This window comes from Streptomyces sp. NPDC050703 (assembly GCF_040654435.1).
GTDB lineage: Bacteria > Actinomycetota > Actinomycetes > Streptomycetales > Streptomycetaceae > Streptomyces.
This window is the reverse complement of the sequence record NZ_JBFAHX010000066.1, coordinates 1-23,755: the sequence shown is the minus strand read 5'-3', so window position 1 is coordinate 23,755 and position 23,755 is coordinate 1. Positions and strand designations below refer to the sequence as shown.

The following is a 23,755-nucleotide window of genomic DNA, read 5'->3' as shown; positions in this document are numbered from 1 at the left end:
CGGAGTCCAGGGGCCGCCGGACCTCCTGTTCCGGCGCTCCCGGAGGCCGCCCCGGCGCCCGGCCGCGCCGGAGTTTGGCGTGCACGGGGTCGGGCACGCGGAGGACCCGACCCGCCGGAGGCACACCGTGATCCGATCCCGCATCGTCATCATCGGAGCCGGATTCGCCGGCTACCGCACCGCGCACACCCTGTCCCGCCTGGCCCGGGGCAAGGCCGACATCACCCTCCTGAACCCGACCGACTACTTCCTCTACCTGCCCCTGCTGCCGCACGTGGCGACGGGCGTCCTCGAACCGCGTCGCGTCACCGTCTCCCTGCCGGGCACACTGCCGCGCGTACGCCTCGCACTCGGCGAGGCCGACGGCGTCGACATGGAACAGCACAAAGTGACGTACACCGACCCGGAGGGAACGCGCGGAGAGCTGTCGTACGACCGTCTCGTCCTCTCCGTGGGCAGCGTGAACAAACTCCTGCCCGTACCCGGCGTCGCCGAGCACGCGCACGGCTTCCGCGGCATGCCCGAGGCGCTCTACCTGCGCGATCACATCACCCGCCAGGTGGAACTCGCCGCCGCCGCGCCCGACGCGGAGACCTGCCGGGCGCGCTGCACCTTCGTCGTCGTCGGCGCGGGCTACACGGGCGTCGAACTCGCCGCGCACGGACGCCTGTTCACCGACGCGCTGGTACGCAAGCAGCCGCTGCGGCACGGCGTCCGCCCCCGCTGGCTGCTGCTCGACATCGCGGGCCGGGTCCTGCCCGAACTCGACGAACGCCTGGCGGCCACCGCGGACCGCGTGCTGCGCGGGCGGGGCGTCGAGGTGCGGACCGGGACCTCCGTCAAGGAGGCCACGTCGGAGGGCGTCCTCCTGGACGACGGCGAGTTCATCGGCACGCGCACCCTCGCCTGGTGCGTCGGAGTGCGGCCCGACCCGCTCGTCGCGGGCCTCGGCAGGCCGCTGGAGCGCGGGCGGCTGCGCGTCGACCCCTGGCTCAACGTCCCCGGCCACCCCGAGGTCTTCGCCTGCGGCGACGCCGCGGCCGTGCCCGACCGGCACCACCCGGGCCAGTACACCCCCATGACCGCCCAGCACGCCTGGCGGCAGGGCGCCACCGCCGCACACAACGTCGCCGCCTCCCTCGGGCACGGCACGCGGCGCCCCTACCGCCACCGCGACCTGGGATTCACCGTCGACCTCGGCGGCGCCAAGGCCGCCGCCAACCCGCTCGGCGTCCCGCTGTCGGGACCGCTCGCCGGGGCCGTCACCCGCGGCTACCACCTGGCCGCCATGCCGGGCAACCGCGTCCGCGTGGCCGCAGACTGGCTCCTGGACGCCTTACTGCCGCGCCAGGCCGTGCAGCTCGGCCTGGTCCGCTCGGCGTCGGTGCCCCTGGACACCGCGTCGCCCGAAGTCGCGCGGTTCCCGGCAGCCGCGCCCCACTCCGTCCACGACCCCCACGCCTCCGTCCACGACCCCCACGCCTCCGTCCACGACCCCCACGCCCAGGAACCCCCGAACCACCGGGCGAACCACCGGGAGGACCCGCATGACCAGCAGTGACATCGCCACCCTCGCCCAGCAGCTGCGCGTCGACTCCGTGCGCGCCGCGGACGCCGCGGGATCGGGACACCCCACATCCTCCCTGTCCGCCGCGGACCTGATGGCCGTACTCCTCGCCCGCCATCTGCGCTACGACTTCGAACGCCCCGACCACCCGGGCAACGACCGCTTCATCCTCTCCAAGGGCCACGCCTCGCCGCTGCTCTACGCCGCGTACAAGGCCGCGGGCGCCCTCACCGACGAGGAGCTGCTCACCTTCCGCAAGGAGGGCAGCCGCCTCCAGGGCCATCCGACACCGAGGGCACTGCCCTGGGTCGAGACCGCCACCGGCTCGCTCGGCCAGGGCCTCCCCGTCGGCGTCGGCATCGCCCTCTCCGGCAAGCGGCTCGAACGCATCCCCTACCGCACTTGGGTGCTGTGCGGCGACAGCGAGCTGGCCGAGGGCTCCATCTGGGAGGCGGCCGAACACGCGGGCTACGAGCACCTCGACAACCTCACCGTGATCGTCGACGTCAACCGCCTCGGCCAGCGCGGCCCGACCCGCCACGAGTGGCACCTGAACGCCTACGCCGACCGCTTCAAGGCCTTCGGCTGGCATGCCGTCGAGGTCGACGGACACGACGTGGACGCCGTCGACCGCGCCCTCCAGGAGGCGGCGTCCACCGCAGGGCAGCCGACCGTGGTCCTCGCCCGCACCCTCAAGGGCAAGGGCGTCGCCGCCGTCGAGAACAGGGAGGGGCAGCACGGCAAACCGCTGCCGGACGCCGCCGGGGCGATCGCCGAACTCGGCGGCGGCCACCGCGTCCACGTCGAGGTGCGCAAGCCCGCCGCCGCGCGGACCCTGCACGCCGAGCGCACCGGCCACTTCGACCTGCCGCGCTCCGAGGTGGGCGACTCCGTCGCCACCCGCGACGCCTACGGCCGGGCGCTCACCGCGCTCGGCACGGCGCGCGGCGACGTGGTGGCCATCGACGGCGAGGTGGGGGACTCCACGCGCTCCGAGTGGTTCGCCAAGGAACACCCCGAGCGCTACGTCGAGTGCTACATCGCCGAGCAGCAACTCGTCGCCACCGCCGTCGGCATGGCCGCGCGCGGCTGGGTCCCGTACGCCTCGACGTTCGCCGCCTTCCTCACCCGCGCCCACGACTTCGTGCGCATGGCGGCGGTGAGCGGCGCCGGGATCAACCTCGTCGGCTCGCACGCGGGCGTCGCCATCGGCGAGGACGGGCCCTCCCAGATGGGCCTCGAAGACCTGGCCACCTTCCGCGCGGTGCACGGCTCCACGGTCCTCTACCCGTGCGACGCCCACCAGACCGGGCGCCTCGTCGAGGCGATGGCGGACCTCGAAGGCGTGCGCTACCTGCGCACCTCCCGCGGGGACACGCCCGTCATCTACGGGCCCGGCGAGGAGTTCCCCGTCGGCGGCTCCAAGGTCCTGCGCTCCTCCGACGCCGACCGGCTCACCGTCGTCGCCGCCGGGGTCACCGTCCACGAGGCGCTCGCCGCCGCCGGACTCCTCGCGGAGGAGGGCATCCCGGTGCGCGTCATCGATTTGTACTCGGTCAAGCCGGTCGACCGCCGGACGCTGCGCGAGGCCGCCGAGCGCACCGGCTGCCTCGTCACCGTCGAGGACCACCGCGAGGAGGGCGGCATCGGCGACGCGGTCATGGAGGCCTTCACCGACGGCGGCCCGGTGCCGCGCCTCGTACGGCTCGCGGTACGGACGATGCCGGGCTCCGCGTCGCCCGAGGAGCAGCTGCGCGCGGCGGGCATCGACGCCCAGTCGATCGCGGCGGCGGCACGGCTCCTGGTGGAGCAGGGCGTCGTACGGTGACCACCGCCGCCGCGCGGTGCGTCACTTCCTGAACCACGCGTTCGCGGCGGGGCGGAACATCAGCGTCACCGCCGCGAGCACGGCCGCCAGATGCAGTACGCGGCTGCCGCCGGACAGCACGTCCACGGCGTCCAGGTGCCGGAACGCCTCGCCGAGCGCGTGCCCGTCGGCCGGCCACCGCACCGGCCCGTCCACCAGCGAGAGCGTGCCGAGGACGCCGGGCACGCAGGCCAGGGCCAGGCGCGCCCAGTTCGCGCCGCGGCGCATCCGCACCGCGACGAGGACGGCCGCCGAGCAGACGGCCACGCGCAGGGCGAGCCCGGCGGCGAGGCCACCGGTGGAGGCGTCGGCCTCGGTCAGGGTCCTGACCACGGCGAGCACCGTCTCGAAGACGCCTGCGGCGACCGCGGTGAGCCAGAGCGCGAAGGCCCCGCGCACGGCGTCGGGCGCGGGCGGTTCCCCGTCGGCTCCCGGCAGGCCGCGGGGGAGCAGCGGGGATTCCCGGGAGCCGGAGCGGGGGTGGGGGCGGGGGCGTTCGCGTGGGGGCCGGTGGGCGTCAAGGCCGGGGCCGGGGCCGGGGCCGGAGCCGGAGCGGGGGTCGTGGTCGAGGGGGCTGGTCCTGGTGCGGGTCATGGCGGTGCCTCACCGGAGGAGTTCGAAAGGGTCGCCTTCGATCCTCCCGGCGGGGAAGCCGCAGGTCACGCCCGTTCTCCCCCGAATCCCGGGTGGGGGCAGCCACCCCGCGGTGCCGGTGCTGCCACCCCCCGAACGGGCGACCTGAGGCGACTACCGGACCCGCGACCGGGTACCCGTGCCGCCCGCGTCCGGGCCGACGGACCGGCCGAGCCGAAGGGAACGCCATGAACGACGCACGAACGGTGCGGGCCGGCCGCCACACCGTGCGGCTGCACCGGCCGGACAAGGTCCTCTTCCCGGCGCCTGACGGGGGCCGGGGCACGCCGGAAGGCAGCGGCGAGGGCCACACCAAGGCGGACCTGTTCGACTACTACCGGTCCGTCGCCCCCTTCATGCTGCCGCACCTGCGCGGCCGCCCGCTGATGCTGGAGCGTCACCCGGACGGCGTAACCGGGCCGCGCTTCATGCAGAAGGACACCCCGGACCACTACCCGGAGTGGGTCACGCGCGCCGAGGTGGCGAAGCAGGGCGGCACCGTCACGCACACCGTCTGCGACGACACGGCGACGCTGCTCTTCCTCGCCGACCAGGCCTGTCTGACGCTACATCGCTGGCTCTCCCGTACGGGCCGGATCGACCACCCCGACCGGCTGGTCTTCGACCTGGACCCGGCGAAGGACGACTTCGCGGCCGTACGGGACGCGGCCCGGCTGCTCGGCCGGCTCCTCGACGACATCGGCCTGCCCTCCGCCCTGATGACCACGGGCTCACGCGGACTCCACGTCGTCGTACCGCTCAACGGCCGCCATGACTTCGACGACGTCCGCGGCTTCGCGAAGGACGTCGCGGAGGTGCTCGCCGCAGCCCACCCCGACCGGTTGACGACGGCCGCCCGCAAGGAGGCGCGGGGAGACCGGCTCTATCTGGACGTCCAGCGCAACGCGTACGCGCAGACCGCCGTCGCCCCTTTCTCCGTACGCGCCGCACCGGGCGCCCCGGTGGCCATGCCCCTCACCTGGGAACAGCTCGACGACCCGGCGGTGGACGCCCGCCACTGGACGATCGACAACGCGTTGGAGCAGGCCCGCAGCGACCCGTGGGCCCAACTCCCGCGCACCGGACGGTCCCTCGGCCCGGCCCGCAGGAAGCTGCGCGCCCTGGGCGACTGAGGGCCTCGGAACCCCGGCCCCGAAGGTTTATGGATCACGTTTGGCCAAGGCTTTACGGGTAATCCGGAGGGGGAGGTGGACATGGCCAATACGACGCGTAAGACGACAGACGGCAACACATCAGGCGAAAAGCCCACCAAGACGCAGACCCGGGAGGCCGAGATGACCGACAGCAAGACGTCGGACAAGCAGACCTCCGACGAGCGCGAGCACGAGCACGAGGACACCTCAGACAAGCAGACCTCGGACAAGCGGAGTTCCGACAAGCGGAGTTCCGACAAGCAGAGCTCTGGCAGGCGGGCTCCGGCGAAGAAGGCTCCGGCGAAGAAGGCTCCGGCCAAGCGGGCTCCGGCCAAGAGGACTTCGGCCGAGGGGACTTCGGCGAAGCGGGTGTCCGAGGACGAGTCGTCAGACAAGCAGTCGTCAGACAAGCAGGCGTCAGACAAGCAGGCGTCAGACGGGCGACCGTCAGACGAGCAGCCCTCTGATGACCAGTCGTCAGAGGGCCAGCCGTCACAGGACCAGTCGTCAGAGAACCAGTCGTCAGAGAACCAGTCGTCAGAGGACGAGCAGATGACCGATGACAACGCCACGCCGGGCCCCATGGTGATCCTCCGGGGTGCCCGCGAGCAGCTCGCCGAGCTGACCGGCATGACGCCGGAGTCGGTGTCGTCCTTCGAACGCACCGAAGAGGGCTGGATGCTGGAGGTCGAAGTCCTCGAACTGGCCCGTGTTCCCGACACGATGAGCCTGCTCGCCAGCTACGAGGTGCAGCTCGACCCGCGGGGCGAGCTCACCGGTTACCGGCGGCTCCGCCGCTATGAGCGCGGACGGTCCGAGCCGCGCGGCGCCGGCCGATAGGCCCCGTACGCACACGCACGTACATCACCGCGCTCACGGGTCCAACAGCCGTGCCCGCGTCAGCAAGCACACGCAAGAACAGGCGCACGCGAGGCCAAGCGCACGCAAGACAAGCAAGACAAGCAAGACAAGCAAGGCAAGGAAGACACAAGACTCAAGGAGGTCAGCGGTATGACCGTGGTTCCGGCACAACAGTCCGGCGGCGGAGGCGGCTCCAGCGGCCTGTACGACGTCGTGGAACTCATTCTCGACCGAGGACTCGTCATCGATGCCTTCGTTCGCGTCTCACTGGTCGGCATCGAGATCCTGAAGATCGATGTCCGTGTGGTCGTCGCGAGTGTCGACACCTACCTGCGGTTCGCCGAGGCGTGCAACCGCCTCGACCTGGAGTCGGGCCCGAAGAAGGACCCGGGCCTGCCCGACCTCGTGGGCGAGATCACGGAGTCCGGCGCCAAGGGCAAGTCCAAGGGCGCGCTCTCCGGGGCGGCCGAGACGATATCGGACGCCTTCAAGCAGTCCCGTGAGGAAGGCCAGCGCGAGGAGCGGCCGCGTGCCCGCCGCTCCACCTCGTCGCGCCGTAAGGAGGAGCAGGAGTGACCACCTACGTCTACGGCATCGCGAGCAGCGCTCACCCCGCGCTCCCCGACGGCATGGAGGGCATCGGCAAGCCGGCGTGCACCGTGCGCATCCTCAAGCAGGGTGACCTCGCGGCGATCGTCAGCGACGCTCCCGAGGACCTCAAGCCCAAGCGTCGCGACCTGCTCGCCCACCAGAACGTCCTCTCCGAGGCGGGTGCCGCGGGCTCCGTGCTGCCGATGCGCTTCGGCAGCCTCGCGCCGGACGACGAGACGGTCGTCAGCGTCCTCGGCGAGCGGGCCGAGCACTACGGCGAGCGGCTGCGCGCACTCGACGGCAAGGTCGAGTACAACGTGAAGGCCTCCCACAACGAACAGGCCGTGCTGCACCAGGTCCTCGCGGAGACCCCGGAACTGCGCGCCATGGTCGAGGCCAACCAGCGTCAGGGCGGCGGCTCCCAGGAGGAGAAGCTGAAGCTCGGCGAGGCGGTGTCCAACGCCGTGCGCGCCCGGGAGCAGAGCGACGCCGCCGAGGTGCGGCGCGTCCTCGAACCGACCGCGGAGGCGATCGAACCGGGTCCCGAGGGCACCGGCTGGCTGGCGAACATCTCGTTCCTGGTGGCCCGCGAGTCGGCCGAGGGCCTCATCGCCGCCGTCGAGGAACTCAAGGCCGCGCAACCGCAGTTGGAGCTGCGGGTGCACGGACCGCTGCCCCCGTACAGCTTCGTCGACCCGGGGCCCTCGCAGCCCGCGGAGTAGCGGAGCAACGGCATGGGACTGATCGGCGAACTGCTCATGCTGCCCCTCGCCCCGGCCCGCGGCTCCCTCTGGGTGCTGCGGCAGGTGGTCGACGAGGCGGAGCGGCAGTACTACGACCCTTCGGCCATCCGTCGTGAACTCTCCCGGCTCGAAGAACGCCTGGAGGCGGGCGAGATCGACGAGGACGAGTTCGAGCGGCGCGAGGACGAGCTCCTCGACAGGCTGCAACACAGCACAGGACAGGACTTCTGATGAATCGACTGGCAGTGGGCCTCGCCGTGGGCGCGGGATACGTCCTCGGCCGTACGAAGAAGGCGAAGTTCGCGTTCGCCGTGGGCACGATGGTGGCCGGCAAGCGGCTCAACCTGAGCCCCAAGGCGCTGGGCTCACTGGTGACCCAGCAGCTGGAGAACAACCCGCAGTTCAAGGAGATAGGCGACCAGCTTCGCCAGGATCTGCGGGGTGTGGGCAAGGCGGCCACGGGCTCCCTCCTCAACCGGCAGCTCGAAGGACTCGCCGACCGTCTGCACGACCGCACCCTGGACGTTCAGGACCGCATCGCGGGCGTCGTGCCCGATGACGCCAAGAACATCAAGGGCAAGGTCGTGGGGCGCGACGAGCGCGACGAGCGCGAGGACGACGAGGACGACGGGCACGAGGACGACGACGAGGGTCGGGATCAGGACCAGGACCAGGACCAGGAGTCCGGGGACGGCCGGCGGCGCGACAAGGCGCCGGCCAAGCGGTCCTCGGGTTCCCGGTCCGCGCCGAAGACGGACGCGAAGTCCGCCCCCCGGTCGGCGGCGAAGAAGACGCCGGCGAAGAAGACCGCGCAGAAGACGGCGCGCAAGACGACGCAGAAGAAGACGGCCGCGGCCCGCGGTACCGCCCGCAGGGCGACCTCGGCCCGCTCGGGCGGCACGTCGAAGGGGGGCCGCGACAATGGCTGACTCTCCCCTGAGCAACATCGCGCGCGGCCCCGCCGTCGAACGCCTGAAGGAGGAGGCGCAGTCCTACCTCATGGCCCAGGCGGAGCGCATGCTCGTCGGCGTGGGCCACAAGCTCGGCGACGCCACGGTCAAGCTGAACGACATCGCCGACGGCAAGAGCCCCGGCTTCGGCAAACTCGCTCTCCAGGCCGGCAGAAAGGTCGCCGAGGGCAAGGGCCCGGTGCGCAGCGCCCTGGAGATCGGCGGTGGCCACCTGAAGGACAAGGTGACCGACGCCGTCAAGGGCATCGGCGGCGGCAAGCGGAAGAAGGGCGGCGCGGGCCAGAAGCCCACCGTCATCCTGGAGTACATCGACGTCGGTGTGCCGATCCGCGAGGCGTACGACCAATGGACCCAGTACCAGGAGTTCTCCACGTTCGCCAAGGGCGTCAAGGGCGTCACCGTGGCGAACGACACGGACACCGACTGGAAGCTCAAGGTCTTCTGGTCGAGCCGGAGCTGGAAGGCGCACACCACCGAACAGGTCCCGGACCAGCGGATCACCTGGACGTCGGAGGGCGCCAAGGGGACGACCAAGGGGGTCGTCACCTTCCACTCGCTCGCGGAGAACCTCACCCGGGTGCTGCTCGTCATCGAGTACTACCCGAAGGGCCTCTTCGAGAAGACCGGCAACATCTGGCGCGCCCAGGGCCGCAGGGCCCGTCTGGACCTCAAGAACTTCGCCCGGCACATCTCGATCCGCGGCGAGGCGAGCGACGGCTGGCGCGGCGAGATCCGCGACGGCGAGGTCGTCCGCAGCCACGAGGACGCCGTGGCGGAGGAAGAGCGCGAGGACGCCGAGCACGAGCACGCGGACGCGGAGCACGAAGAGAACGAGGACGAGCACGCGGACGCCGAGTACGAGGACGAACCGGAAGCCGAGTACGAGGACGAGCCGGAGGACGACGAACCGGAGGCCGAGTACCAGGACGAGGACGAGGTTCAGGGCGACGGCGAGGACGAGTACGAGGAAGAGCGCCCGGACGAGCGGACCGACGAGCGGGGCGACGAGCCGGAGGCCGAGGACGCCGACGACCCGGAGGCCGAGTACGAGGACGACGAGGCCGAGGAAGGCGAGGCTGAGGACGGCGAGTACGAGGACGCCGAGGAAGCCGACGCCGAGGAGGACAAGCGGCGCGAGTACGCCGAGTCGTCCGGCGGCGGACGGAGCCGCCGATGACGGCCACCCCGGGCCGGCTGCCCGACCCCTACGGAAGCGGCGGGGGAGCCAACCTCGCCGACATCCTTGAGCGCGTGCTGGACAAGGGCGTCGTCATCGCGGGTGACATCAAGATCAACCTGCTCGACATCGAACTGCTCACCATCAAGCTCCGCCTCATCGTCGCCTCGGTCGACAAGGCCAGGGAAATGGGTATCGACTGGTGGGAGAACGACCCGGCGCTCTCATCGGGAGCGCACCGGGGCGAGCTCGCCCAGGAGAACGCCGAGCTGAGAAGGCGTATCGAGGAGCTTGAGGGACGCGAGTCCCTTGAGCCCGCGGAGAAGGAGTCACGTGAGCGCCACCAGTGATGAACTGCGGTACGTGTACGCGGTGTGCCGCCCTCTGGACGCACCCCTCGCCGCCGACCTGACCGGGGTCGGCGGCGTCCCGCCCCGGCAGCTCCACCACGAGGGCCTGGTCGCCCTCGTGGGCCCGGTTCCGGCGCGGGACTTCGCCGAGGAGCCGCTGCGCGCGCACCTGGAGAACCTGGACTGGCTCTCCGAGACGGCCAGGGCCCACCAGCGGGTGATCGGCGCCCTGGCCTCGGTCACCTGCCCGCTGCCGCTGCGCCTCGCGACCGTCTTCCGGGACGACAGCGGGGTCCGCGCGATGCTGGAGGAGGGCGCCGAGCGGTTCTGGCGCATCCTCGACCGGATCGACGGCTGCGTGGAGTGGGGCGTGAAGGTCCACCTGGAGAGCGCGGACTCCTCAGACAAGTACTCGTCCGACAACCGCTCCTCGGGCAACCACTCCTCAGACAAGCAGACATCCGCAACAGCCGGCGCCACCTCCGAGAAGCCGCTCTCCGGCCGCGACTACCTGCGCCGCCGGCGCCAGCAGCGCACCGCGCAGGAGGAGGGCTGGCAGCGGGCCGAGGCGTTCGCCCAGCGGCTGCACGAGGAACTGTCGCGGCACGCCGACGACTCACGCCTGCACGCCCCCCAGAACTCCTCGCTCTCCCACACGCCCGGCCGGAACATCCTCAACGCCGCCTACCTGGTGCCCCGCGCGCACTCCGAGGAGTTCGTCGAGCTTGTGGACGGCACGAAGGACGAGGACACCGCGGGCCTGACGGTGGAGCTGACGGGGCCCTGGGCCGCGTACTCCTTCACCGGGGACGACGCGGAGAGCGGCGGGGGAGCGGGGCGTTCGCGATGACCGTGGTGGAGCGCAGGGAGATCGCCCTGGTCGACCTGTTGGACCGGCTTCTCGCCGGCGGGGTCGTCATCACGGGTGACCTCACCCTGCGGATCGCGGACGTGGACCTCGTACGCATCGACTTGAACGCCCTGATCAGCTCGGTGAACGAGCAGGTGCCCTCGCCGTGGCCGGACAGCGGGCCGATGCCGTCGTCGAGGAGGGAACCGGAGTGACCATGGAGCCCGAGACCGAGGGCCCTGAGACAGCGAAGCCCGAGCCGCGGGAGACGGACGGTCTCGCCGAGACCCTGGCGGCCACCGGCGAGGACCGCGACGGCCGCCGGCGGGTGGATCTCGACCCCGACACCGTCGAGCGGGACCTGGTGAAGCTGGTCCTGACCATCATCGAGCTGCTGCGGCAGCTCATGGAGCGCCAGGCCGTGCGCCGCTTCGACACCGGTGACCTCACCGAGGACCAGGAGGAGCGGATCGGGCTGACGCTGATGCTCCTGGAGGACCGGATGGCCGAGCTGCGCGACCGGTACGGGCTGAAGCCCGAGGACCTGAACCTCGACCTCGGCCCGCTGGGCCCCCTGCTGCCCAGGGACTAGCCCAGGGGCTGGCCCAGGGATGTCCAGGGACTGGCCCGGGGAGTAGCGCCAGGGCCGGGCCGGGCCGGGGCGGCCGTGCCGCTACTTCCGGCACAGGATCTCGCCGTGCAGGACCGCGAACCACCCCTCCGCCTCGGCGCCCCACGCCCGCCACGCCGCCGCGATGGCATCGAGGCCCGCGGCGTCCGTGTGACCGCCGGCCACCGCGCGCCCGGCGTAGGCGGAGGCGACCGTGCGGTCCGCCCAGAGGCCGCTCCACCAGGCCCGTTCCTCGTCGGAGGCGTAGCACCAGGTGGCGGCGGTCGCGGTGACGTCCGTGAAGCCGGCCCGCAGGGCCCAGGCCCTGAGGCGGCGGCCCGCGTCGGGCTCCCCGCCGTTGGCGCGCGCCACGCGCCGGTAGAGGTCCAGCCAGTCGTCCATGGCGGGCACGTCGGGGTACCAGGTCATCGCCGAGTAGTCCGCGTCGCGGACCGCGACGATGCCGCCCGGCTTGCAGACCCGCCGCATCTCGCGCAGGGCGCGCACCGGGTCGCCGACGTGCTGGAGCACCTGGTGGGCGTGGACGACGCAGAAGGAGTCGTCGGGGTGGTCGAGGTCGTGGACGTCGGCGACGGCGAAGTCGATGTTCGTCAGTCCGCGTCCGGCGGCCGTCGCGCGCGCCCTGTCCAGGATGTCCGGCGCGTGGTCCACGGCCGTGACGTGGCCGTCGGGCACCAGCTCCGCCAGGTCGGCGGTGATGGTGCCGGGCCCGCAGCCGATGTCGAGGACCTTCATGTGCGGCTTCAGCGAACCGATGAGGTAGGCCGCCGAGTTGGCGGCGGTGCGCCAGGTGTGTGAGCGCAGCACGGACTCGTGGTGTCCGTGCGTGTAGACGGCGGTCTCCTTCGGCATGGCGGTGCTCCTTCGCGGTTCGCCGGGCTCGCTGCGGTACCGGGAACCGTACGCCGCCATGCCGAATAATGAGACCCGCATATCAGCATGTGGTCAGTGTGGGCAGTGTGGTCAGCGGGTGGGGTCGGCCCCCGGCCGGTACACGGTCAGGACGCCACCGCCGCCCTCCACGTCGGTCTCCGTGCCGCCCATGCGCAGGCGCTCCGCGGCGACCGCCACCGCGCTGCCCGACTCCACGGCGCGGCACACGTCGAGGGCCTCCTCGACGCCGATCTCGTACGCGAAGCGCTCCGACGCGCCGCCCGGCAGGACCGCGAGCGGCAGGGCGTGCCGCAGGGCGACGGCGGCGGCGACGTTCACCGCGGTGTCGTCGCCGCACACCCCGATGGCCCGCGCGCGGTCCGCGGCCTTCTCCAGCTCGGCGGGGAGCTCGGTGGCGTCGCAGACGACGAACTCCGCCAGGGGCAGCGCCTCGCGCAGGGACCCGGTCCGCTCACCGGCCCCGTCCTCGGCGACCACGACCAGGCCGTCGCCGCCCGGCAGCGCGGGGGCGTCCGCCGGCGTCCTGCCCGGTGTCCGCGTGCGCGGCCTCCGGGACGCGGCCAGGCCGCGCACCGCGAAGGCGGCGCCCGCGCCGAGGGCCGCGCCCACGAGGACGTCGCCGGGGAAGTGCACGCCGGTGTAGACGCGGGACAGCGCCACCGCGCCCGCGACGGGGGCGACGGCCGCGCCCCAGGCACCCGACTCCAGCGCCACACCCGTGGCGAAGGCCGCGGCGGACGCGGAGTGGCCCGAGGGGAACGAGGTGGTGATGGGCTGCCGCTTGAGCTGCCGGATGAGCGGTACGGCGTCCAGGAGCGGCCTCGGCCTGCGTACCGAGCGCTTGCCGAGCGTGTTGATGGCGGCGGAGGCCAGCGCCAGCGAGGCGACACCGTGCGCGGCGGCGCGGCGGGCCCGCGGGCCCGCCGCCGCCATCGCCGCGGCCGTGCCGAACCAGAGCAGCCCGTGGTTGGCGCTCCGGCTCAGCCGGGGCAGGAGGCGGTCGCCGCCGGGCCAGTGGCGTGCGGCGACCGCGTCGAAGGCCCGGGAGTCGAGGGCGAGGAGGCGGGCCCGCAGGCCCTCCGGGGTCCTCGGGGTGACGTGCGGCGGGCCGATGTGCGGGGCGAGGGCGGACGTGGGGGTGGCATCTGTGCTCATGCGCTCCGGGTACCCGCAAGCGGTGACCGGCACTACAGCCGCGGAAACCGGTTTGCGGCGGCGGGCGCCGGGCACGGAGAATCCGGCGCATGGGACATCTGGAAGCGGCGCACCTGGAGTACTACTTGCCGGACGGGCGGGCGCTGCTCGGTGATGTCTCCTTCCGGGTCGGTGAAGGCTCCGTCGTCGCCCTGGTCGGGGCGAACGGCGCGGGCAAGACCACGCTGCTCCGGCTGATCTCCGGTGAGCTCCAGCCGCACGGCGGCAGCGTCAGCGTCAGCGGCGGGCTCGGCGTCATGCCGCAGTTCGTCGGCTCGGTGCGGGACGAGAGCACCGTGCGCGACCTGCTCGTCTCCGTGGCGCAGCCGAGGATTCGCGAGGCCGCGAAGGCCGTGGACGCCGCCGAGCACGCGATCATGACGGTCGACGACGAGGCCGCCCAGATGAGTTACGCCCAGGCGCTCTCCGACTGGGCCGAGGTGCAGGGGTACGAGGCCGAGACCCTCTGGGACATCTGCACCGTGGCCGCGCTCGGCGTCCCGTACGACAAGGCGCAGTTCCGCGAGGTGCGCACGCTCTCCGGCGGCGAGCAGAAGCGCCTGGTCCTCGAAGCCCTGCTGCGCGGCACCGACGAGGTGCTGCTCCTCGACGAGCCGGACAACTACCTCGACGTCCCCGGCAAGCGCTGGCTGGAGGGGCAGCTCAAGGAGACCCGCAAGACGGTCCTCTTCGTCTCCCACGACCGGGAGCTGCTCGCCCGCGCCGCCGAGAAGATCGTCAGCGTCGAGCAGAGCCCCGAGGGCGCCGACGCCTGGGTGCACGGCGGCGGTTTCGACACGTTCCACCAGGCCCGCAAGGAGCGCTTCGCGCGCTTCGAGGAGCTGCGCCGCCGCTGGGACGAGAAGCACGAGCAGCTGAAGAAGCTGGTGCGCACCCTGCGCCAGGCCGCCGACGTCAGCCACGAGATGGCCTCGCGCTACCACGCGGCGCAGACCAGGCTCCGCAAGTTCGAGGAGGCGGGGCCGCCGCCCGAGCCGCCGCGCGAGCAGGACATCACCATGCGCCTGCACGGCGGCCGCACCGGCGTACGGGCGGTGACCTGCGAAAACCTCGAACTGACCGGCCTGATGAAACCCTTCGACCTGGAGGTCTTCTACGGCGAGCGGGTCGCCGTCCTCGGCTCCAACGGCTCGGGCAAGTCGCACTTCCTGCGGCTGCTCGCGGGCGACCCCGAGAACCCGGTGGCGCACACCGGCACCTGGAAGCTCGGCGCGCGCGTCGTGCCGGGGCACTTCGCGCAGACCCACTCCCATCCCGAGCTGATGGGCCGCCCGCTCCTCGACATCCTCTGGCGCGAGCACGCGCAGGACCGGGGCGCCGCGATGTCGCGGCTGCGGCGGTACGAGCTGACGGGCCAGGCCGAGCAGAACTTCGACCGCCTCTCCGGCGGCCAGCAGGCCCGCTTCCAGATCCTGCTGCTCGAACTCCAGGGCTGCACGGCCCTGCTCCTCGACGAGCCCACCGACAACCTCGACCTGGAGTCGGCCGAAGCCCTGCAAGAGGGCCTTGAGTCCTTCCAGGGCACGGTCCTCGCCGTCACCCACGACCGCTGGTTCGCCCGCTCCTTCGACCGCTACCTGGTCTTCGGCAGCGACGGCCGGGTCCGCGAGACCCGGGAACCGGTCTGGGACGAGCGCAGGGTGGAGCGCGAGCGGTAGCCCGCGCCCGGCCTCCGGCGGACCGCCCGTCCGGCCCCCGTGAGGAGCGCGGGGGCCGGGTGCGTTGCATCCTGAGTAGGCCGTGCCGAGTGGGTACACGGTGGGCACGAACCGACGCGACGATGCGACGAGGAGCGACCCATGACCGGAGTCGAACCGGATCAGCTGGACGACCAGCAGCTCATAAAGGAGCTGGAGGCGATCCACCGGACCCGCCACACCACCCTCCTGCACGGCTCGGACGACGCCCTGCGGACCCACAACGAACGCATGGCGGAGCTGGAGGGCGAGTACCTCCGACGCCATCCACGCAGGTCGGTCGCGGCCGGGCGGACCCGTGAGGGCGCGCGCGAGCGAGGAGGAGCGGACTCGTGACCGACACGGAAGCGGGGGCGGAAGGACACCTGCTCGACCGGCACGGGGACGCGCTCGACCTCTTCGCCGACCGGGTGCACGCCATCCGCCCCGACCAGTGGGACGCGCCCACGCCGTGCACCGACTGGACCGTGCGCGACCTGGTGAACCACCTCACCGCCGAACAGCTCTGGGTGCCCTCGCTGGTCCGTGACGGTGCCGGTGTCGAGAGCGTCGGCGACTCCTTCGACGGCGACGTGCTCGGCCCCGACCCGGTCACCTCCTGGGACACCGCGTCCGCCGCCGCCCGCGAGGCCTTCCGCGAACCGGGCGCCCTGGACCGCACGGTCCAGCTGTCGTCGGGCGAGTCCTCCGCCACCCACTACTGCGCGCAGATGACCATGGACCTGGTCGTGCACGCCTGGGACCTCTCGCGGGCGATCGGCGCGCACGAGAAGCTCCCCGGGGACCTCGTGGAGTTCGCCCGGCGCGAAGTGGAGCCGTACGCGGAGGAGTTGGCGCAGACCGGACTCTTCGACCGGGCGGTGGAGCCACCGCCCGACGCCGACGGGCAGACCCGGCTGCTCAACCTGCTCGGCCGCGAGGTGTGAGCGGCGCGCGGCCGAATCTTTTCCGCCGCAGCGGGGTAGCCGCACTGCCATGAGGGTTGGCGTGGTGGATGTGGGCTCGAACACCGTACGGCTCGTCGTCGCGGACGCCGACGGTCAGGTGCCGCTGCCCGTGCACACGGTCAAGCGCCGGCTGCGGCTCGCCCAGCACGTGGACGCGGAGGCGCGGCTCGCCGACGAATCGGTCGGGCAGCTCGTCGAAGCGGTGCGCGACGTGCAGGAAGAGGCGCACAGGTGGGGTGTGGCGCAGCCGCTGTTCGCCTTCGCCACCTCGATCGTGCGCGACGCGCCCAACCGGGCCGAGGTCCTCGACGCCGTGGAGGAGGGGACGGGGCTGCGGCTGCGCACCCTCTCCGGTGAGGCGGAGGCGGAGCTGACGTTCCTCGCGGCCCGGCGGTGGATGGGCTGGAGCGCGGGCCCGCTGGTGCTCTTCGACATCGGCGGCGGCTCCCTGGAAGTGGCGTTCGGCCGCAGCCGCCTGCCGGACTACGCGGTCTCCCTGCCGCTGGGCGCCCGCCGGCTGACCCGGCAGTTCCTCGACGGCCAGGACCCGCCGCGCGAACGGGACATCAAGGAAGTGCGGCGCCAGGTGCGCCACCAGCTGCGCGACGTGGCCGCCCGCATCCGGTGGGAGATGCCGCACGCGGCGGTCGCCACCTCGCGTACGTTCCAGCAGCTCGCCCGGTTGTGCGGCGCCCCGCCCGGCCGCTACGGGCCCTTCGTGCGGCGCGAGCTGGAGCGCTCGCGGCTGCGCACGGCGCTCCAGGAGCTGGCACGGCTCCCGGCCGACGAGCGGGCGCAGCTGCCCGGCATCTCGGCGGCGCGCGCCGGTCAGTGCCTGGCCGGCGCGGTGGTGGCCCACACGGCCATGAAGCTGACCGGCCTGGAGGTCCTGACGGTCTGCCCCTGGGCGCTGCGCGAGGGCATCCTCCTGCGGTACATCGAGGACGGCGACGCGGCCTGGTGGGAGCGGAAGGAGCACGTGGGCGGACGCCACGCGCCCCAGGGCGACCTGCCGCCGCTGCGCCTGGCCACCACGACCTGAAGGCCGCCCGCGCCCGGCGGGGACGGGCGGCAGGGGCCTACGCCCCGCCGTCCCCCGGCAGGAACTCCTGCAGCTTCGACCTCAGCCCCTGCTTGACCACCGACGCCCCGTCCGGGTCCCCCTTGAGCACCGCCGCGGCCGTCGCCTCGAACTGCTCCCAGGTGGCGTGCGGCGGCACCGGCGGCACCGCCGGGTCGGTGCGGAAGTCGAGCACCGCGGGGCCGTTCGCGGCGAGCGCCGCCCGCCAGGCGTCCTCCACGTCCTCGGGGCGCTCCACGCGGATGCCGGTGAGGCCGGCGGAGCGGGCGAAGTCGGCGTACGGCACGTCGGGCAGCGCCTGCGAGGGCGGGAAGGACGGGGCGCCGCCCATGGCGCGCATCTCCCACGTGACCTGGTTGAGGTCCTGGTTGTTCCAGACGGCGACGACCAGCCGCGGATCGTCCCACCGGTGGCGGTACTTCGCGGCGGTGATCAGCTCCGCCATGCCGTTCATCTGCATCGCGCCGTCGCCCACCAGGGCGATCGCGGGCCGGTCGGGGTGCGCGAACTTCGCCCCGATCGCGTACGGCACACCGCACCCCATCGTCGCGAGCGTCCCCGACAGCGAGGCGCGCATGTCGCCGCGCAGGGTCAGATGGCGGGCGTACCAGTTGGCGACCGAGCCCGAGTCGCAGGTGATGACGGCGTTGTCGGGGAGCAGGCCGTCGAGGACGTGCGCCACGTACTCCGGGTTGACCGGGTCCGCGGACAGCGCGGCCCTGCGGGCGAGGACGCCCTTCCACCGCGTGACGCCCGCCGTGATCTCGTCCCGCCACTCGCGGCAGACGTCCCTGCGCTCCTTGTCGATCAGCGGGATCAGCTCGCGCAGCGTCGCCCGCGCGTCGCCGACGAGGTTGACCTCGTAGGGGTAGCGCATGCCGATCATGTGCGGATCGATGTCGATCTGCACGGCCCGCGCCGAGCCGAACTCCGGTAGGAACTGCGTGTAGGGGAAGCTCGAACCGATCGTCAGGAGGGTGTCGCAGTCACGCATCAGCTCGTACGAGGGCCGGGTGCCGAGCAGGCCGATGGAGCCCGTGACGTAGGGGAGTTCGTCGCTCAGCGCGTCCTTGCCGAGCAGCGCCTTCGCCACCCCGGCGCCGAGCAGCTCCGCGATCTCCTGGACCTCGGCACGCGCCCCCGCCGCGCCCTGCCCGACCAGGATCGCGGCCTTGTCACCGGCGTTCAGCACCTCGGCGGCGCGCCGCAGGGCGGTGGGCGAGGGCAGCGCCGTCCAGCCGCTGCGGTCCAGGCTCGAAGGGACCGACTTGAAGGCGTGCGGGGGCGGCGAGTAGGTGAGTTCCTGTACGTCACCGGGGATGATCACGGCGGTCGGGCAGCGGCGCGCGTACGCGGTCCTGATCGCCCGGTCGATGACGTTCGGGAGCTGCTCGGGCACCGTCACGGTCTCCACGAAGTCGGACGCCACCTCCTTGTACAGGGAGTGCAGATCGATCTCCTGCTGGTAGGAGCCGCCCAGGGCGCCGCGGTCCGTCTGCCCGACGATCGCGAGCACGGGCACGTGGTCGAGCTTGGCGTCGTACAGGCCGTTGAGGAGGTGGACGGCGCCCGGACCCGACGTCGCCACGCAGACACCGAGGCGCCTGCCGAACTTCGCGTACCCCACGGCCTCGAACGCCGCCATCTCCTCGTGCCGGGCCTGCACGAACCGCGGCAGGTCGTCGGCCCTCTCCCAGGCGGCGAGCAGCCCGTTGACGCCGTCGCCGGGGTAGCCGAAGACCTGTTCCACGCCCCAGGCGCGCAGCCTCTCCAGGACGTGGTCGGCGACGGTGGCGCTCATGGGGAAACCCTCCGCGAGGTCGGGGGACGGCGGTGGAATCCGGGTGTCCGGTGACGCCGTGAGGAAACCTGCAACGGCCACTTGAGGTGTTTGTCCCCTCACGCGCGGGGCAGGCGGAGGAGAGTGCTTCGGACCGGAGGCACGTCCGTGGGAGCGGCTTGCTCGGCCCCCCCCCGGGTGTGTGCCCGTCGTGGTCCGACGCCTACGCGCTCCCACGGTGACCGTTCCCCCAGAGGCACCCTTTTCCCAGGGAGTTGCGCACCATGCGATCCCACGCGAAGACCCCATTACCGGCCAGGGGCAGGCGCCACCCGCACGACGACGCGCCTGACACGGCCGAAGCCTTCGGACGGCTCGTCGAGCTGGACGAGGGGCAGGAGAGGGACGCCCTGCGCGACACGCTCGTGCAGGCATGGCTGCCCATGGCCGAGCGGCTCGCCGGGCGGTTCCGCAACCGCGGCGAGTCCCTCGACGACCTGCGCCAGGTGGCCGCCCTCGGCCTCGTCAAGGCCGTCGACCGCTACGACCCGCGGCGCGGCACCGCCTTCGAGAGCTACGCGGTGCCGACCATCAACGGCGAGATCAAACGGCACTTCCGCGACCACATGTGGACCCTGCACGTGCCGCGCCGCGTCCAGGACCTGCGCAACCGCGTGCGCGTGGCCCACCAGGACCTGTCACAGACGGCCCCCGGCCGCGCCCCCACCACCACCGAGATCGCCGACCACGCGCACATGAGCGAGGAGGACGCGAGGACCGGCCTGGAGGCGCTGGAAAGCTTCACGGCGCTCTCCCTCGACGCCGAAGTCCCGGGCAGCGACGACGGGTACTCGCTCAGCGACGCCCTGGGCGGCCCCGACCCCGCGCTGGACGTCGTCGTCGACCGCGAGGCCGTCCGGCCGCGCATCGAGGCGCTGCCCGAACGGGAGCGGACCATCCTGTACATGCGATTCTTCGGCGACATGACGCAGAGCAGCATCGCCGACGAGATGGGCATCTCCCAGATGCACGTCTCCCGGCTCATCAGCCGCTGCTGCGACCGGCTGCGCGACCAGGTCATGCGGGACGCGGCCTGACCCGGCTCAGCCGGTGGAGGGCCCGCGCCGCAGCGCGAGCGCCACATGGCGGGAGAGGACGTCGACGGCCCGCGCCTCGGCCAGCGAGAAAGGCGGCCTGGCGCCGCGGCGGAAGAGCGTGAGGACGCCCTCCACCGGCCCCTCCGTGCCGGTGGCCAGCGGAACGCACAGCAGGGACGTGACCTCGGCGCGGACCAGGACGGGCGCCCCGGTCGCGTCACGGCCGAAGGCGTCCGGGTCCTCCGGGCGCACCTGGAGCGCCGGCACCCCGCCGCGTGCCGCCTCGACGACGAGGGGGCACGCGGCGGGGTCCTGCGCGGCCACCTCCGCGACCGGCGCGCCGGGCGGCCCGAGCACCGTCGTACGGCGCGGGCGTGCCGCCCCGTCGTCGACGATCACCCAGTCCGCGAGCCGCCCGTGCAGCACCGCCGCGGCCCGCTCGACGACCGCCCCGCGGTCCCCGGCGGGCGCCGTGAGCAGCGCCGTCGTCATGGCGTCCGCCAGGTCGACCTCGGCCGCGTGCCGCGTCGCCTCGCCGAGGTCGGGCTCGGGCACCGGCCGCCGCGCCCGCGTCACCGACGGCTGCAGCACGACGAGGACCGCCGTGCGGCTCTCGGCGCCGGTGCGCAGGGCCGTCAGCGTGGCGCGGACCGGCAGCCCGGGGCTGCGCTGGAGGTGCACGACGACGCTGCGGTCACCGTCGCCGCGGGCGACCGCCGCGGTCTGCGAGCGGAAGGCCACCCGGTCGGCGTGGCGCAGGATGCCGGCCAGCGGGCGGCCCGTGGCGAACCCGGCGCGGAGGCCCGTCAGGTCCGCCGCCGCGGCGTTCATCCGCCGCACCGCGGTCTCCCGGTCCACCAGCGCCACCGGCAGCGGCAGCCGCCGGAAGATGGCCCGCAGCAGCCGCTGCTCCTCCCGCTCCGCCGAAGGGCCGCCCGTCCGGCCGCCGTTGACGAGGTCCTCGTACGCGGGCCACAACCGGTCCGCCGCGTGGCCGAGTTCGAAGAGCGCCGCGTCGAGCACGGTGGCGAGATCCGCGGCGGGAACGGAGCGTGCCGAACGCAACTCGGCGACGCGCCGCACGAAATCCGCGAGATCCGCACCGAGGTCCTCCGCCTGAGACATGTGCCGAACCTAGCTCCTCCCCCCGTTTTCGGCAGGACCCGGAGGGAACACGGGCGGGAGAGGAGGAAACGTCCCATGGCTCCCGTGCCGGACCCGGACCTGCTCCGCCCGGAATCAGCTCTTCCCGGACGCAGGCTCTCCGAACTCGCCGAACAGGCCGTGCGCTGCACCCCCGGATGCTGCGGCGCGAGCACCACGGTCAGCGACGGCGGCGACGAGCACCCCGTCTCCACCACCCACCCCGACCTCGCCGGGCTCGTCGCGGCACAGCTGCGCTCGGGCGAGGGGCCCATCCCCACCGCGGAGGAGCGCGGCACCCCGGTCGGCTCCGACGACCTGCTGCGCGAGGAGCGCTGGCCCGAGTACCGGGCGCTCGCCCTCGACTCCGGTCTGCGCTCCAGCGTGACCCTGCCCTTCCGGCGCGCCGGGCTCACGGTCACCCTGACGCTCTTCGGCTTCCGCCCCGGCACGCTCGACGACCCCCGGCACGGGCCCGCCCAGGCCCTCGGCGCCCTGGCCACGGCGAGCTTCGTGCGCGACCGGCGCCACCAGGCAGCGCTCACGGAACTCGACCAGCTCGGCACGGCCCTGCGCTCGCGCGCCGCCGTGGACCAGGCGTGCGGGATCGTCATGCACGTCCTCGGCTGCGACGCGGAGGCCGCCTTCGCGGTCCTGCGGCGCGTCTCCCAGGCGACGAACCGGAAACTGGCCGACGTCGCCGCGGCGCTCGTGGAGACCAAGGGCCGCGGCCTCGAACGCGAGCTGGTGTCCCTGGCGCGCTGAGACCGCCGTGGACGTCCCGCGCCCGCAGCCCCGCCCCCCTCGCACTGCCTCACCGGCCGGGGCCCCGCGCGGGCAGGTGCCGAAGGGCCGCGCCGTGACGGCACAGGAGAGCGTTGGCGAGCGCCCCGCGCGCCGGGGCCGGACACTGGGACGTGAGCGCACGGAGGTACGCATGCGGCGGACGGAGCACGAGGGCCGTGGCCCCCTGCGGTACGGGCCGCCCCCGCCCGAGACGGGGCTCCCGGTCCTGCCGGCGCTCGCCGCTGCCGCCGCCCGCGCCGCGGGCCGCGCCCACGGCGAACCCCCCGGCGGCGGCCCCGCACTCCTCGGCGCCGCGGCCGGCTACTGGACCCGCCGCGGTCTGCCCGCCGGACCCGGCCACGTCGCCGCCGCCCCGAGCGCCCCCGCCCTGCTCCTCGCGCTCACCGCCGCCGTCGGCGGTGACGTCCTGCTGCCCCGGCCCTGCCCCGCCTGGTGGGTGCCCCAGGCGCGGCTGCTCGGCCGCGGCGTCTACCACGTGCCGATACCCGCGGAGAGCGGCGGCGTCCCCGACCCGTACGCCCTCCTGGAGACCGTCCGCCGGGTCCGCGCCGAGGGCGGTGACCCCCGGCTGCTGCTGCTCGGCGTGGCCGACGACCCGACCGCCGGCGTGCCGCCCCCCGAGGTGCTGCACGAGGCCGTCGAGGCGGCCGCCGACGAGCGACTGCACGTCGTCAGCGACGAGACCTGGCGCGACACCCTGCACAGCCCCCACGAAACGGTCCTGGTCAGCCCCGCCGAGATGGACCACGGGCGGGTGACCGTCCTCAGCGACCTCACCGGCGCCTTCCTGCCGCCCGCGCTGCCCGCGGCCGTCGCCCGCTTCCCCGCCGACGCCGCGGGCGCCGCCCTGCGGGCCCGCACCCTCGACGTCCTGACCGCGCTCGGCGCCTGCCTCGGCGCCCCCGCCGCGGCGGCCGCGGCCCACGCGCTCGGGGAGCCGGGCGACGTCACCGGACACCTGGCCGCCGCCGTACGCCTGCACGCGCGCGTGGCCGCCGCCGTACGGCACGCCGTGCTGGCCGCCGGCGCCCTGGCGAGACCGCCGCTCGCGGGCCGCCACCTCTACGCCGACCTCGGCCCCCTGCGGCCCGGCCTCGCCGCGCGGGGCGTCCGTGACGCGCAGGACCTGGAGGACCACCTCGGCGAACGGCTCGGCATGCCCGCGCCGGGCGGCCACCGCTTCGGCGACGACATCGACGCGCTGCGCGTACGGCTGTCGACGGCGCCGTTCCTCGGCTCGACGGCCGAGGAGCGCCTGGCGGCCCTGGGCGCGCCGGAGCCGCTGGAACTGCCGCACGTCGGCCAGGCGTTGGAGAGGTTCGGATCGGCCCTCGACGGCCTCCGCGCGACGGCACGGCGAACGGAGCCTCCCCGGTGACGCACCGCGTGCGGAGCGGCCGGGCACGAGCCGGCCGGCGGCGGCCAGGGCGTGTGGCGAAAGCCCCGCCTGTCCGGCGACGCCTGGCACGCACACTCGCGGCGTTGTCGGGATCACCCCGATACCACCAGTACCGGGGCGACCCTCCGCCGTGCGATCGCACGCACCGGACGCCGCCGGACCCGCCCTCCGGGCGGACGACGCCACTTTCGGAACACGCCCTAGGTGTATTGACCCGCAGGGTTGTTGACGCGGTTGATGGGCGGGTGTCCGCCCAGTGCGGTGTGGCAGCGGTGGTGGTTGTAGGTGTGGAGGAAGTCT

25 protein-coding genes and 2 pseudogenes are annotated in these 23,755 nt (G+C 73.4%); 21 read left to right on the top strand and 6 right to left on the bottom strand.

Annotated elements, in window-relative coordinates:
• Positions 1 to 127 precede the first annotated feature (127 nt).
• Both AB0I16_RS34025 and AB0I16_RS34020 read left to right on the top strand, forming a co-directional pair.
• Positions 128 to 1,561, top strand: coding sequence for an NAD(P)/FAD-dependent oxidoreductase (locus tag AB0I16_RS34025; RefSeq protein WP_363253534.1), 1,434 nt, complete (start codon positions 128 to 130; stop codon positions 1,559 to 1,561).
• Positions 1,548 to 3,395 (top strand): transketolase, encoded by a 1,848-nt coding sequence (locus AB0I16_RS34020; RefSeq protein ID WP_363253533.1) that lies wholly within the window; start codon positions 1,548 to 1,550, stop codon positions 3,393 to 3,395. Before AB0I16_RS34025 ends, AB0I16_RS34020 begins: the two co-directional genes overlap by 14 nt.
• 21 nt (positions 3,396 to 3,416) lie before the next feature.
• Here AB0I16_RS34020 and AB0I16_RS34015 read toward each other — a convergent pair whose 3' ends face one another.
• Entirely contained in the window at positions 3,417 to 4,028 is a 612-nt protein-coding gene (locus AB0I16_RS34015; protein ID WP_363253532.1) for a hypothetical protein, read from the bottom strand.
• Positions 4,029 to 4,255: 227 nt separating this feature from the next.
• Here AB0I16_RS34015 and ligD point away from each other — a divergent pair, with 227 nt between their 5' ends.
• The 12 genes from ligD (at position 4,256) to AB0I16_RS33955 (ending at position 11,356) form a co-directional block, all read left to right on the top strand.
• On the top strand, positions 4,256 to 5,200 hold the full coding sequence (gene ligD / locus AB0I16_RS34010) for a non-homologous end-joining DNA ligase (protein WP_363253531.1): 945 nt from the start codon (positions 4,256 to 4,258) through the stop codon (positions 5,198 to 5,200).
• 119 nt (positions 5,201 to 5,319) lie between these two features.
• The gene (locus AB0I16_RS34005) at positions 5,320 to 5,688 is read left to right on the top strand and encodes a pentapeptide repeat-containing protein (RefSeq protein ID WP_363253546.1); all 369 of its coding nucleotides are present in this window, start codon (positions 5,320 to 5,322) and stop codon (positions 5,686 to 5,688) included.
• An 85-nt stretch (positions 5,689 to 5,773) separates the two neighbouring features.
• The gene (locus tag AB0I16_RS34000) at positions 5,774 to 6,061 is read left to right on the top strand and encodes a gas vesicle protein (RefSeq protein ID WP_363253545.1); all 288 of its coding nucleotides are present in this window, start codon (positions 5,774 to 5,776) and stop codon (positions 6,059 to 6,061) included.
• Positions 6,062 to 6,232: 171 nt separating this feature from the next.
• A complete protein-coding gene (locus AB0I16_RS33995; RefSeq protein ID WP_062777645.1) occupies positions 6,233 to 6,658 on the top strand; it encodes a gas vesicle structural protein GvpA in 426 nt (141 codons plus the stop codon).
• Entirely contained in the window at positions 6,655 to 7,395 is a 741-nt protein-coding gene (locus AB0I16_RS33990; RefSeq protein ID WP_363253530.1) for a GvpL/GvpF family gas vesicle protein, read from the top strand. The genes AB0I16_RS33995 and AB0I16_RS33990 overlap by 4 nt, the downstream gene beginning before the upstream one ends.
• Positions 7,396 to 7,407: 12 nt before the next feature.
• Entirely contained in the window at positions 7,408 to 7,647 is a 240-nt protein-coding gene (locus AB0I16_RS33985; RefSeq protein WP_062777642.1) for a gas vesicle protein GvpG, read from the top strand.
• Positions 7,647 to 8,345 (top strand): DNA primase, encoded by a 699-nt coding sequence (locus AB0I16_RS33980; protein ID WP_363253529.1) that lies wholly within the window; start codon positions 7,647 to 7,649, stop codon positions 8,343 to 8,345. Before AB0I16_RS33985 ends, AB0I16_RS33980 begins: the two co-directional genes overlap by 1 nt.
• Complete coding sequence (locus AB0I16_RS33975) at positions 8,338 to 9,564, top strand: SRPBCC family protein (protein ID WP_363253528.1); 1,227 nt, start codon at positions 8,338 to 8,340, stop codon at positions 9,562 to 9,564. The genes AB0I16_RS33980 and AB0I16_RS33975 overlap by 8 nt, the downstream gene beginning before the upstream one ends.
• A complete protein-coding gene (locus AB0I16_RS33970) occupies positions 9,561 to 9,914 on the top strand; it encodes a gas vesicle protein (RefSeq protein ID WP_363253527.1) in 354 nt (117 codons plus the stop codon). Before AB0I16_RS33975 ends, AB0I16_RS33970 begins: the two co-directional genes overlap by 4 nt.
• Complete coding sequence (locus AB0I16_RS33965) at positions 9,898 to 10,764, top strand: GvpL/GvpF family gas vesicle protein (protein ID WP_363253526.1); 867 nt, start codon at positions 9,898 to 9,900, stop codon at positions 10,762 to 10,764. The genes AB0I16_RS33970 and AB0I16_RS33965 overlap by 17 nt, the downstream gene beginning before the upstream one ends.
• Complete coding sequence (locus tag AB0I16_RS33960; RefSeq protein WP_363253525.1) at positions 10,761 to 10,979, top strand: gas vesicle protein; 219 nt, start codon at positions 10,761 to 10,763, stop codon at positions 10,977 to 10,979. Before AB0I16_RS33965 ends, AB0I16_RS33960 begins: the two co-directional genes overlap by 4 nt.
• A 74-nt stretch (positions 10,980 to 11,053) precedes the next feature.
• The gene (locus AB0I16_RS33955) at positions 11,054 to 11,356 is read left to right on the top strand and encodes a gas vesicle protein K (protein ID WP_363253544.1); all 303 of its coding nucleotides are present in this window, start codon (positions 11,054 to 11,056) and stop codon (positions 11,354 to 11,356) included.
• An 81-nt stretch (positions 11,357 to 11,437) separates the two neighbouring features.
• On the opposite strand, the gene AB0I16_RS33950 is transcribed toward AB0I16_RS33955, so the two are convergent.
• Together AB0I16_RS33950 and AB0I16_RS33945 are read right to left on the bottom strand one after the other, a co-directional pair.
• Positions 11,438 to 12,247 carry a class I SAM-dependent methyltransferase gene (locus AB0I16_RS33950; protein WP_363253524.1) on the bottom strand — a complete coding sequence of 270 codons (810 nt, stop codon included), beginning with the start codon at positions 12,245 to 12,247 and terminating at the stop codon, positions 11,438 to 11,440.
• A 210-nt stretch (positions 12,248 to 12,457) separates the two neighbouring features.
• Positions 12,458 to 13,444 (bottom strand): annotated as a pseudogene (locus AB0I16_RS33945) (phosphatase PAP2 family protein); the annotation flags it as partial.
• An 89-nt stretch (positions 13,445 to 13,533) separates the two neighbouring features.
• On the opposite strand from AB0I16_RS33945, the gene AB0I16_RS33940 reads away from it, so the two are divergent.
• From AB0I16_RS33940 to AB0I16_RS33925, 4 genes are all read left to right on the top strand, one after another.
• Positions 13,534 to 15,162, top strand: a complete 1,629-nt coding sequence (locus AB0I16_RS33940) for an ATP-binding cassette domain-containing protein (protein WP_363253523.1) — start codon at positions 13,534 to 13,536, stop codon at positions 15,160 to 15,162.
• A 141-nt stretch (positions 15,163 to 15,303) separates the two neighbouring features.
• Positions 15,304 to 15,537: a DUF6158 family protein gene (locus AB0I16_RS33935; protein WP_363253522.1), complete on the top strand. Its 234-nt coding sequence runs from the start codon at positions 15,304 to 15,306 to the stop codon at positions 15,535 to 15,537.
• Positions 15,534 to 16,127, top strand: coding sequence for a TIGR03086 family metal-binding protein (locus AB0I16_RS33930; protein WP_363253521.1), 594 nt, complete (start codon positions 15,534 to 15,536; stop codon positions 16,125 to 16,127). The genes AB0I16_RS33935 and AB0I16_RS33930 overlap by 4 nt, the downstream gene beginning before the upstream one ends.
• A 49-nt stretch (positions 16,128 to 16,176) precedes the next feature.
• Positions 16,177 to 17,190: a Ppx/GppA family phosphatase gene (locus tag AB0I16_RS33925; protein ID WP_363253520.1), complete on the top strand. Its 1,014-nt coding sequence runs from the start codon at positions 16,177 to 16,179 to the stop codon at positions 17,188 to 17,190.
• A gap of 37 nt (positions 17,191 to 17,227) precedes the next feature.
• Here the strand turns inward: AB0I16_RS33925 and AB0I16_RS33920 are convergent, their stop codons facing one another.
• A complete protein-coding gene (locus AB0I16_RS33920) occupies positions 17,228 to 19,030 on the bottom strand; it encodes a thiamine pyrophosphate-requiring protein (protein ID WP_363253519.1) in 1,803 nt (600 codons plus the stop codon).
• Between the two features lie 263 nt (positions 19,031 to 19,293).
• Between AB0I16_RS33920 and AB0I16_RS33915 the strand changes: the two genes are divergently transcribed.
• Entirely contained in the window at positions 19,294 to 20,106 is an 813-nt protein-coding gene (locus AB0I16_RS33915; protein ID WP_363253518.1) for an RNA polymerase sigma factor SigF, read from the top strand.
• 6 nt (positions 20,107 to 20,112) lie between these two features.
• On the opposite strand, the gene AB0I16_RS33910 is transcribed toward AB0I16_RS33915, so the two are convergent.
• Entirely contained in the window at positions 20,113 to 21,231 is a 1,119-nt protein-coding gene (locus AB0I16_RS33910; RefSeq protein ID WP_363253517.1) for a PAS domain-containing protein, read from the bottom strand.
• A gap of 75 nt (positions 21,232 to 21,306) precedes the next feature.
• Here AB0I16_RS33910 and AB0I16_RS33905 point away from each other — a divergent pair, with 75 nt between their 5' ends.
• Together AB0I16_RS33905 and AB0I16_RS33900 are read left to right on the top strand one after the other, a co-directional pair.
• Positions 21,307 to 22,014 carry an ANTAR domain-containing protein gene (locus AB0I16_RS33905; protein WP_363253516.1) on the top strand — a complete coding sequence of 236 codons (708 nt, stop codon included), beginning with the start codon at positions 21,307 to 21,309 and terminating at the stop codon, positions 22,012 to 22,014.
• Positions 22,015 to 22,186: 172 nt separating this feature from the next.
• A complete protein-coding gene (locus AB0I16_RS33900) occupies positions 22,187 to 23,434 on the top strand; it encodes an aminotransferase class I/II-fold pyridoxal phosphate-dependent enzyme (RefSeq protein WP_363253515.1) in 1,248 nt (415 codons plus the stop codon).
• 221 nt (positions 23,435 to 23,655) lie between these two features.
• Here the strand turns inward: AB0I16_RS33900 and AB0I16_RS33895 are convergent.
• Positions 23,656 to 23,755, bottom strand: a pseudogene (locus AB0I16_RS33895) (IS481 family transposase); the annotation flags it as partial.

What these genes read in the sequence shown, in the direction of transcription:
- AB0I16_RS33995 (WP_062777645.1), top strand. Translation starts at nt 6,233, where the DNA reads ATGACCGTGGTTCCGGCACAACAGTCCGGCGGCGGAGGCGGCTCCAGC.
- AB0I16_RS33980 (WP_363253529.1), top strand. Translation starts at nt 7,647, where the DNA reads ATGAATCGACTGGCAGTGGGCCTCGCCGTGGGCGCGGGATACGTCCTC.
- AB0I16_RS34015 (WP_363253532.1), bottom strand. Translation starts at nt 4,028, where the DNA reads ATGACCCGCACCAGGACCAGCCCCCTCGACCACGACCCCCGCTCCGGC.
- AB0I16_RS33915 (WP_363253518.1), top strand. Translation starts at nt 19,294, where the DNA reads ATGCGATCCCACGCGAAGACCCCATTACCGGCCAGGGGCAGGCGCCAC.
- AB0I16_RS33900 (WP_363253515.1), top strand. Translation starts at nt 22,187, where the DNA reads ATGCGGCGGACGGAGCACGAGGGCCGTGGCCCCCTGCGGTACGGGCCG.
- AB0I16_RS33910 (WP_363253517.1), bottom strand. Translation starts at nt 21,231, where the DNA reads ATGTCTCAGGCGGAGGACCTCGGTGCGGATCTCGCGGATTTCGTGCGG.
- AB0I16_RS33905 (WP_363253516.1), top strand. Translation starts at nt 21,307, where the DNA reads ATGGCTCCCGTGCCGGACCCGGACCTGCTCCGCCCGGAATCAGCTCTT.
- AB0I16_RS33935 (WP_363253522.1), top strand. Translation starts at nt 15,304, where the DNA reads ATGACCGGAGTCGAACCGGATCAGCTGGACGACCAGCAGCTCATAAAG.
- AB0I16_RS33920 (WP_363253519.1), bottom strand. Translation starts at nt 19,030, where the DNA reads ATGAGCGCCACCGTCGCCGACCACGTCCTGGAGAGGCTGCGCGCCTGG.
- AB0I16_RS33960 (WP_363253525.1), top strand. Translation starts at nt 10,761, where the DNA reads ATGACCGTGGTGGAGCGCAGGGAGATCGCCCTGGTCGACCTGTTGGAC.
- ligD (WP_363253531.1), top strand. Translation starts at nt 4,256, where the DNA reads ATGAACGACGCACGAACGGTGCGGGCCGGCCGCCACACCGTGCGGCTG.
- AB0I16_RS33985 (WP_062777642.1), top strand. Translation starts at nt 7,408, where the DNA reads ATGGGACTGATCGGCGAACTGCTCATGCTGCCCCTCGCCCCGGCCCGC.
- AB0I16_RS34000 (WP_363253545.1), top strand. Translation starts at nt 5,774, where the DNA reads ATGACCGATGACAACGCCACGCCGGGCCCCATGGTGATCCTCCGGGGT.
- AB0I16_RS33940 (WP_363253523.1), top strand. Translation starts at nt 13,534, where the DNA reads ATGGGACATCTGGAAGCGGCGCACCTGGAGTACTACTTGCCGGACGGG.
- AB0I16_RS34020 (WP_363253533.1), top strand. Translation starts at nt 1,548, where the DNA reads ATGACCAGCAGTGACATCGCCACCCTCGCCCAGCAGCTGCGCGTCGAC.
- AB0I16_RS33970 (WP_363253527.1), top strand. Translation starts at nt 9,561, where the DNA reads ATGACGGCCACCCCGGGCCGGCTGCCCGACCCCTACGGAAGCGGCGGG.
- AB0I16_RS33925 (WP_363253520.1), top strand. Translation starts at nt 16,177, where the DNA reads ATGAGGGTTGGCGTGGTGGATGTGGGCTCGAACACCGTACGGCTCGTC.
- AB0I16_RS33975 (WP_363253528.1), top strand. Translation starts at nt 8,338, where the DNA reads ATGGCTGACTCTCCCCTGAGCAACATCGCGCGCGGCCCCGCCGTCGAA.
- AB0I16_RS33950 (WP_363253524.1), bottom strand. Translation starts at nt 12,247, where the DNA reads ATGCCGAAGGAGACCGCCGTCTACACGCACGGACACCACGAGTCCGTG.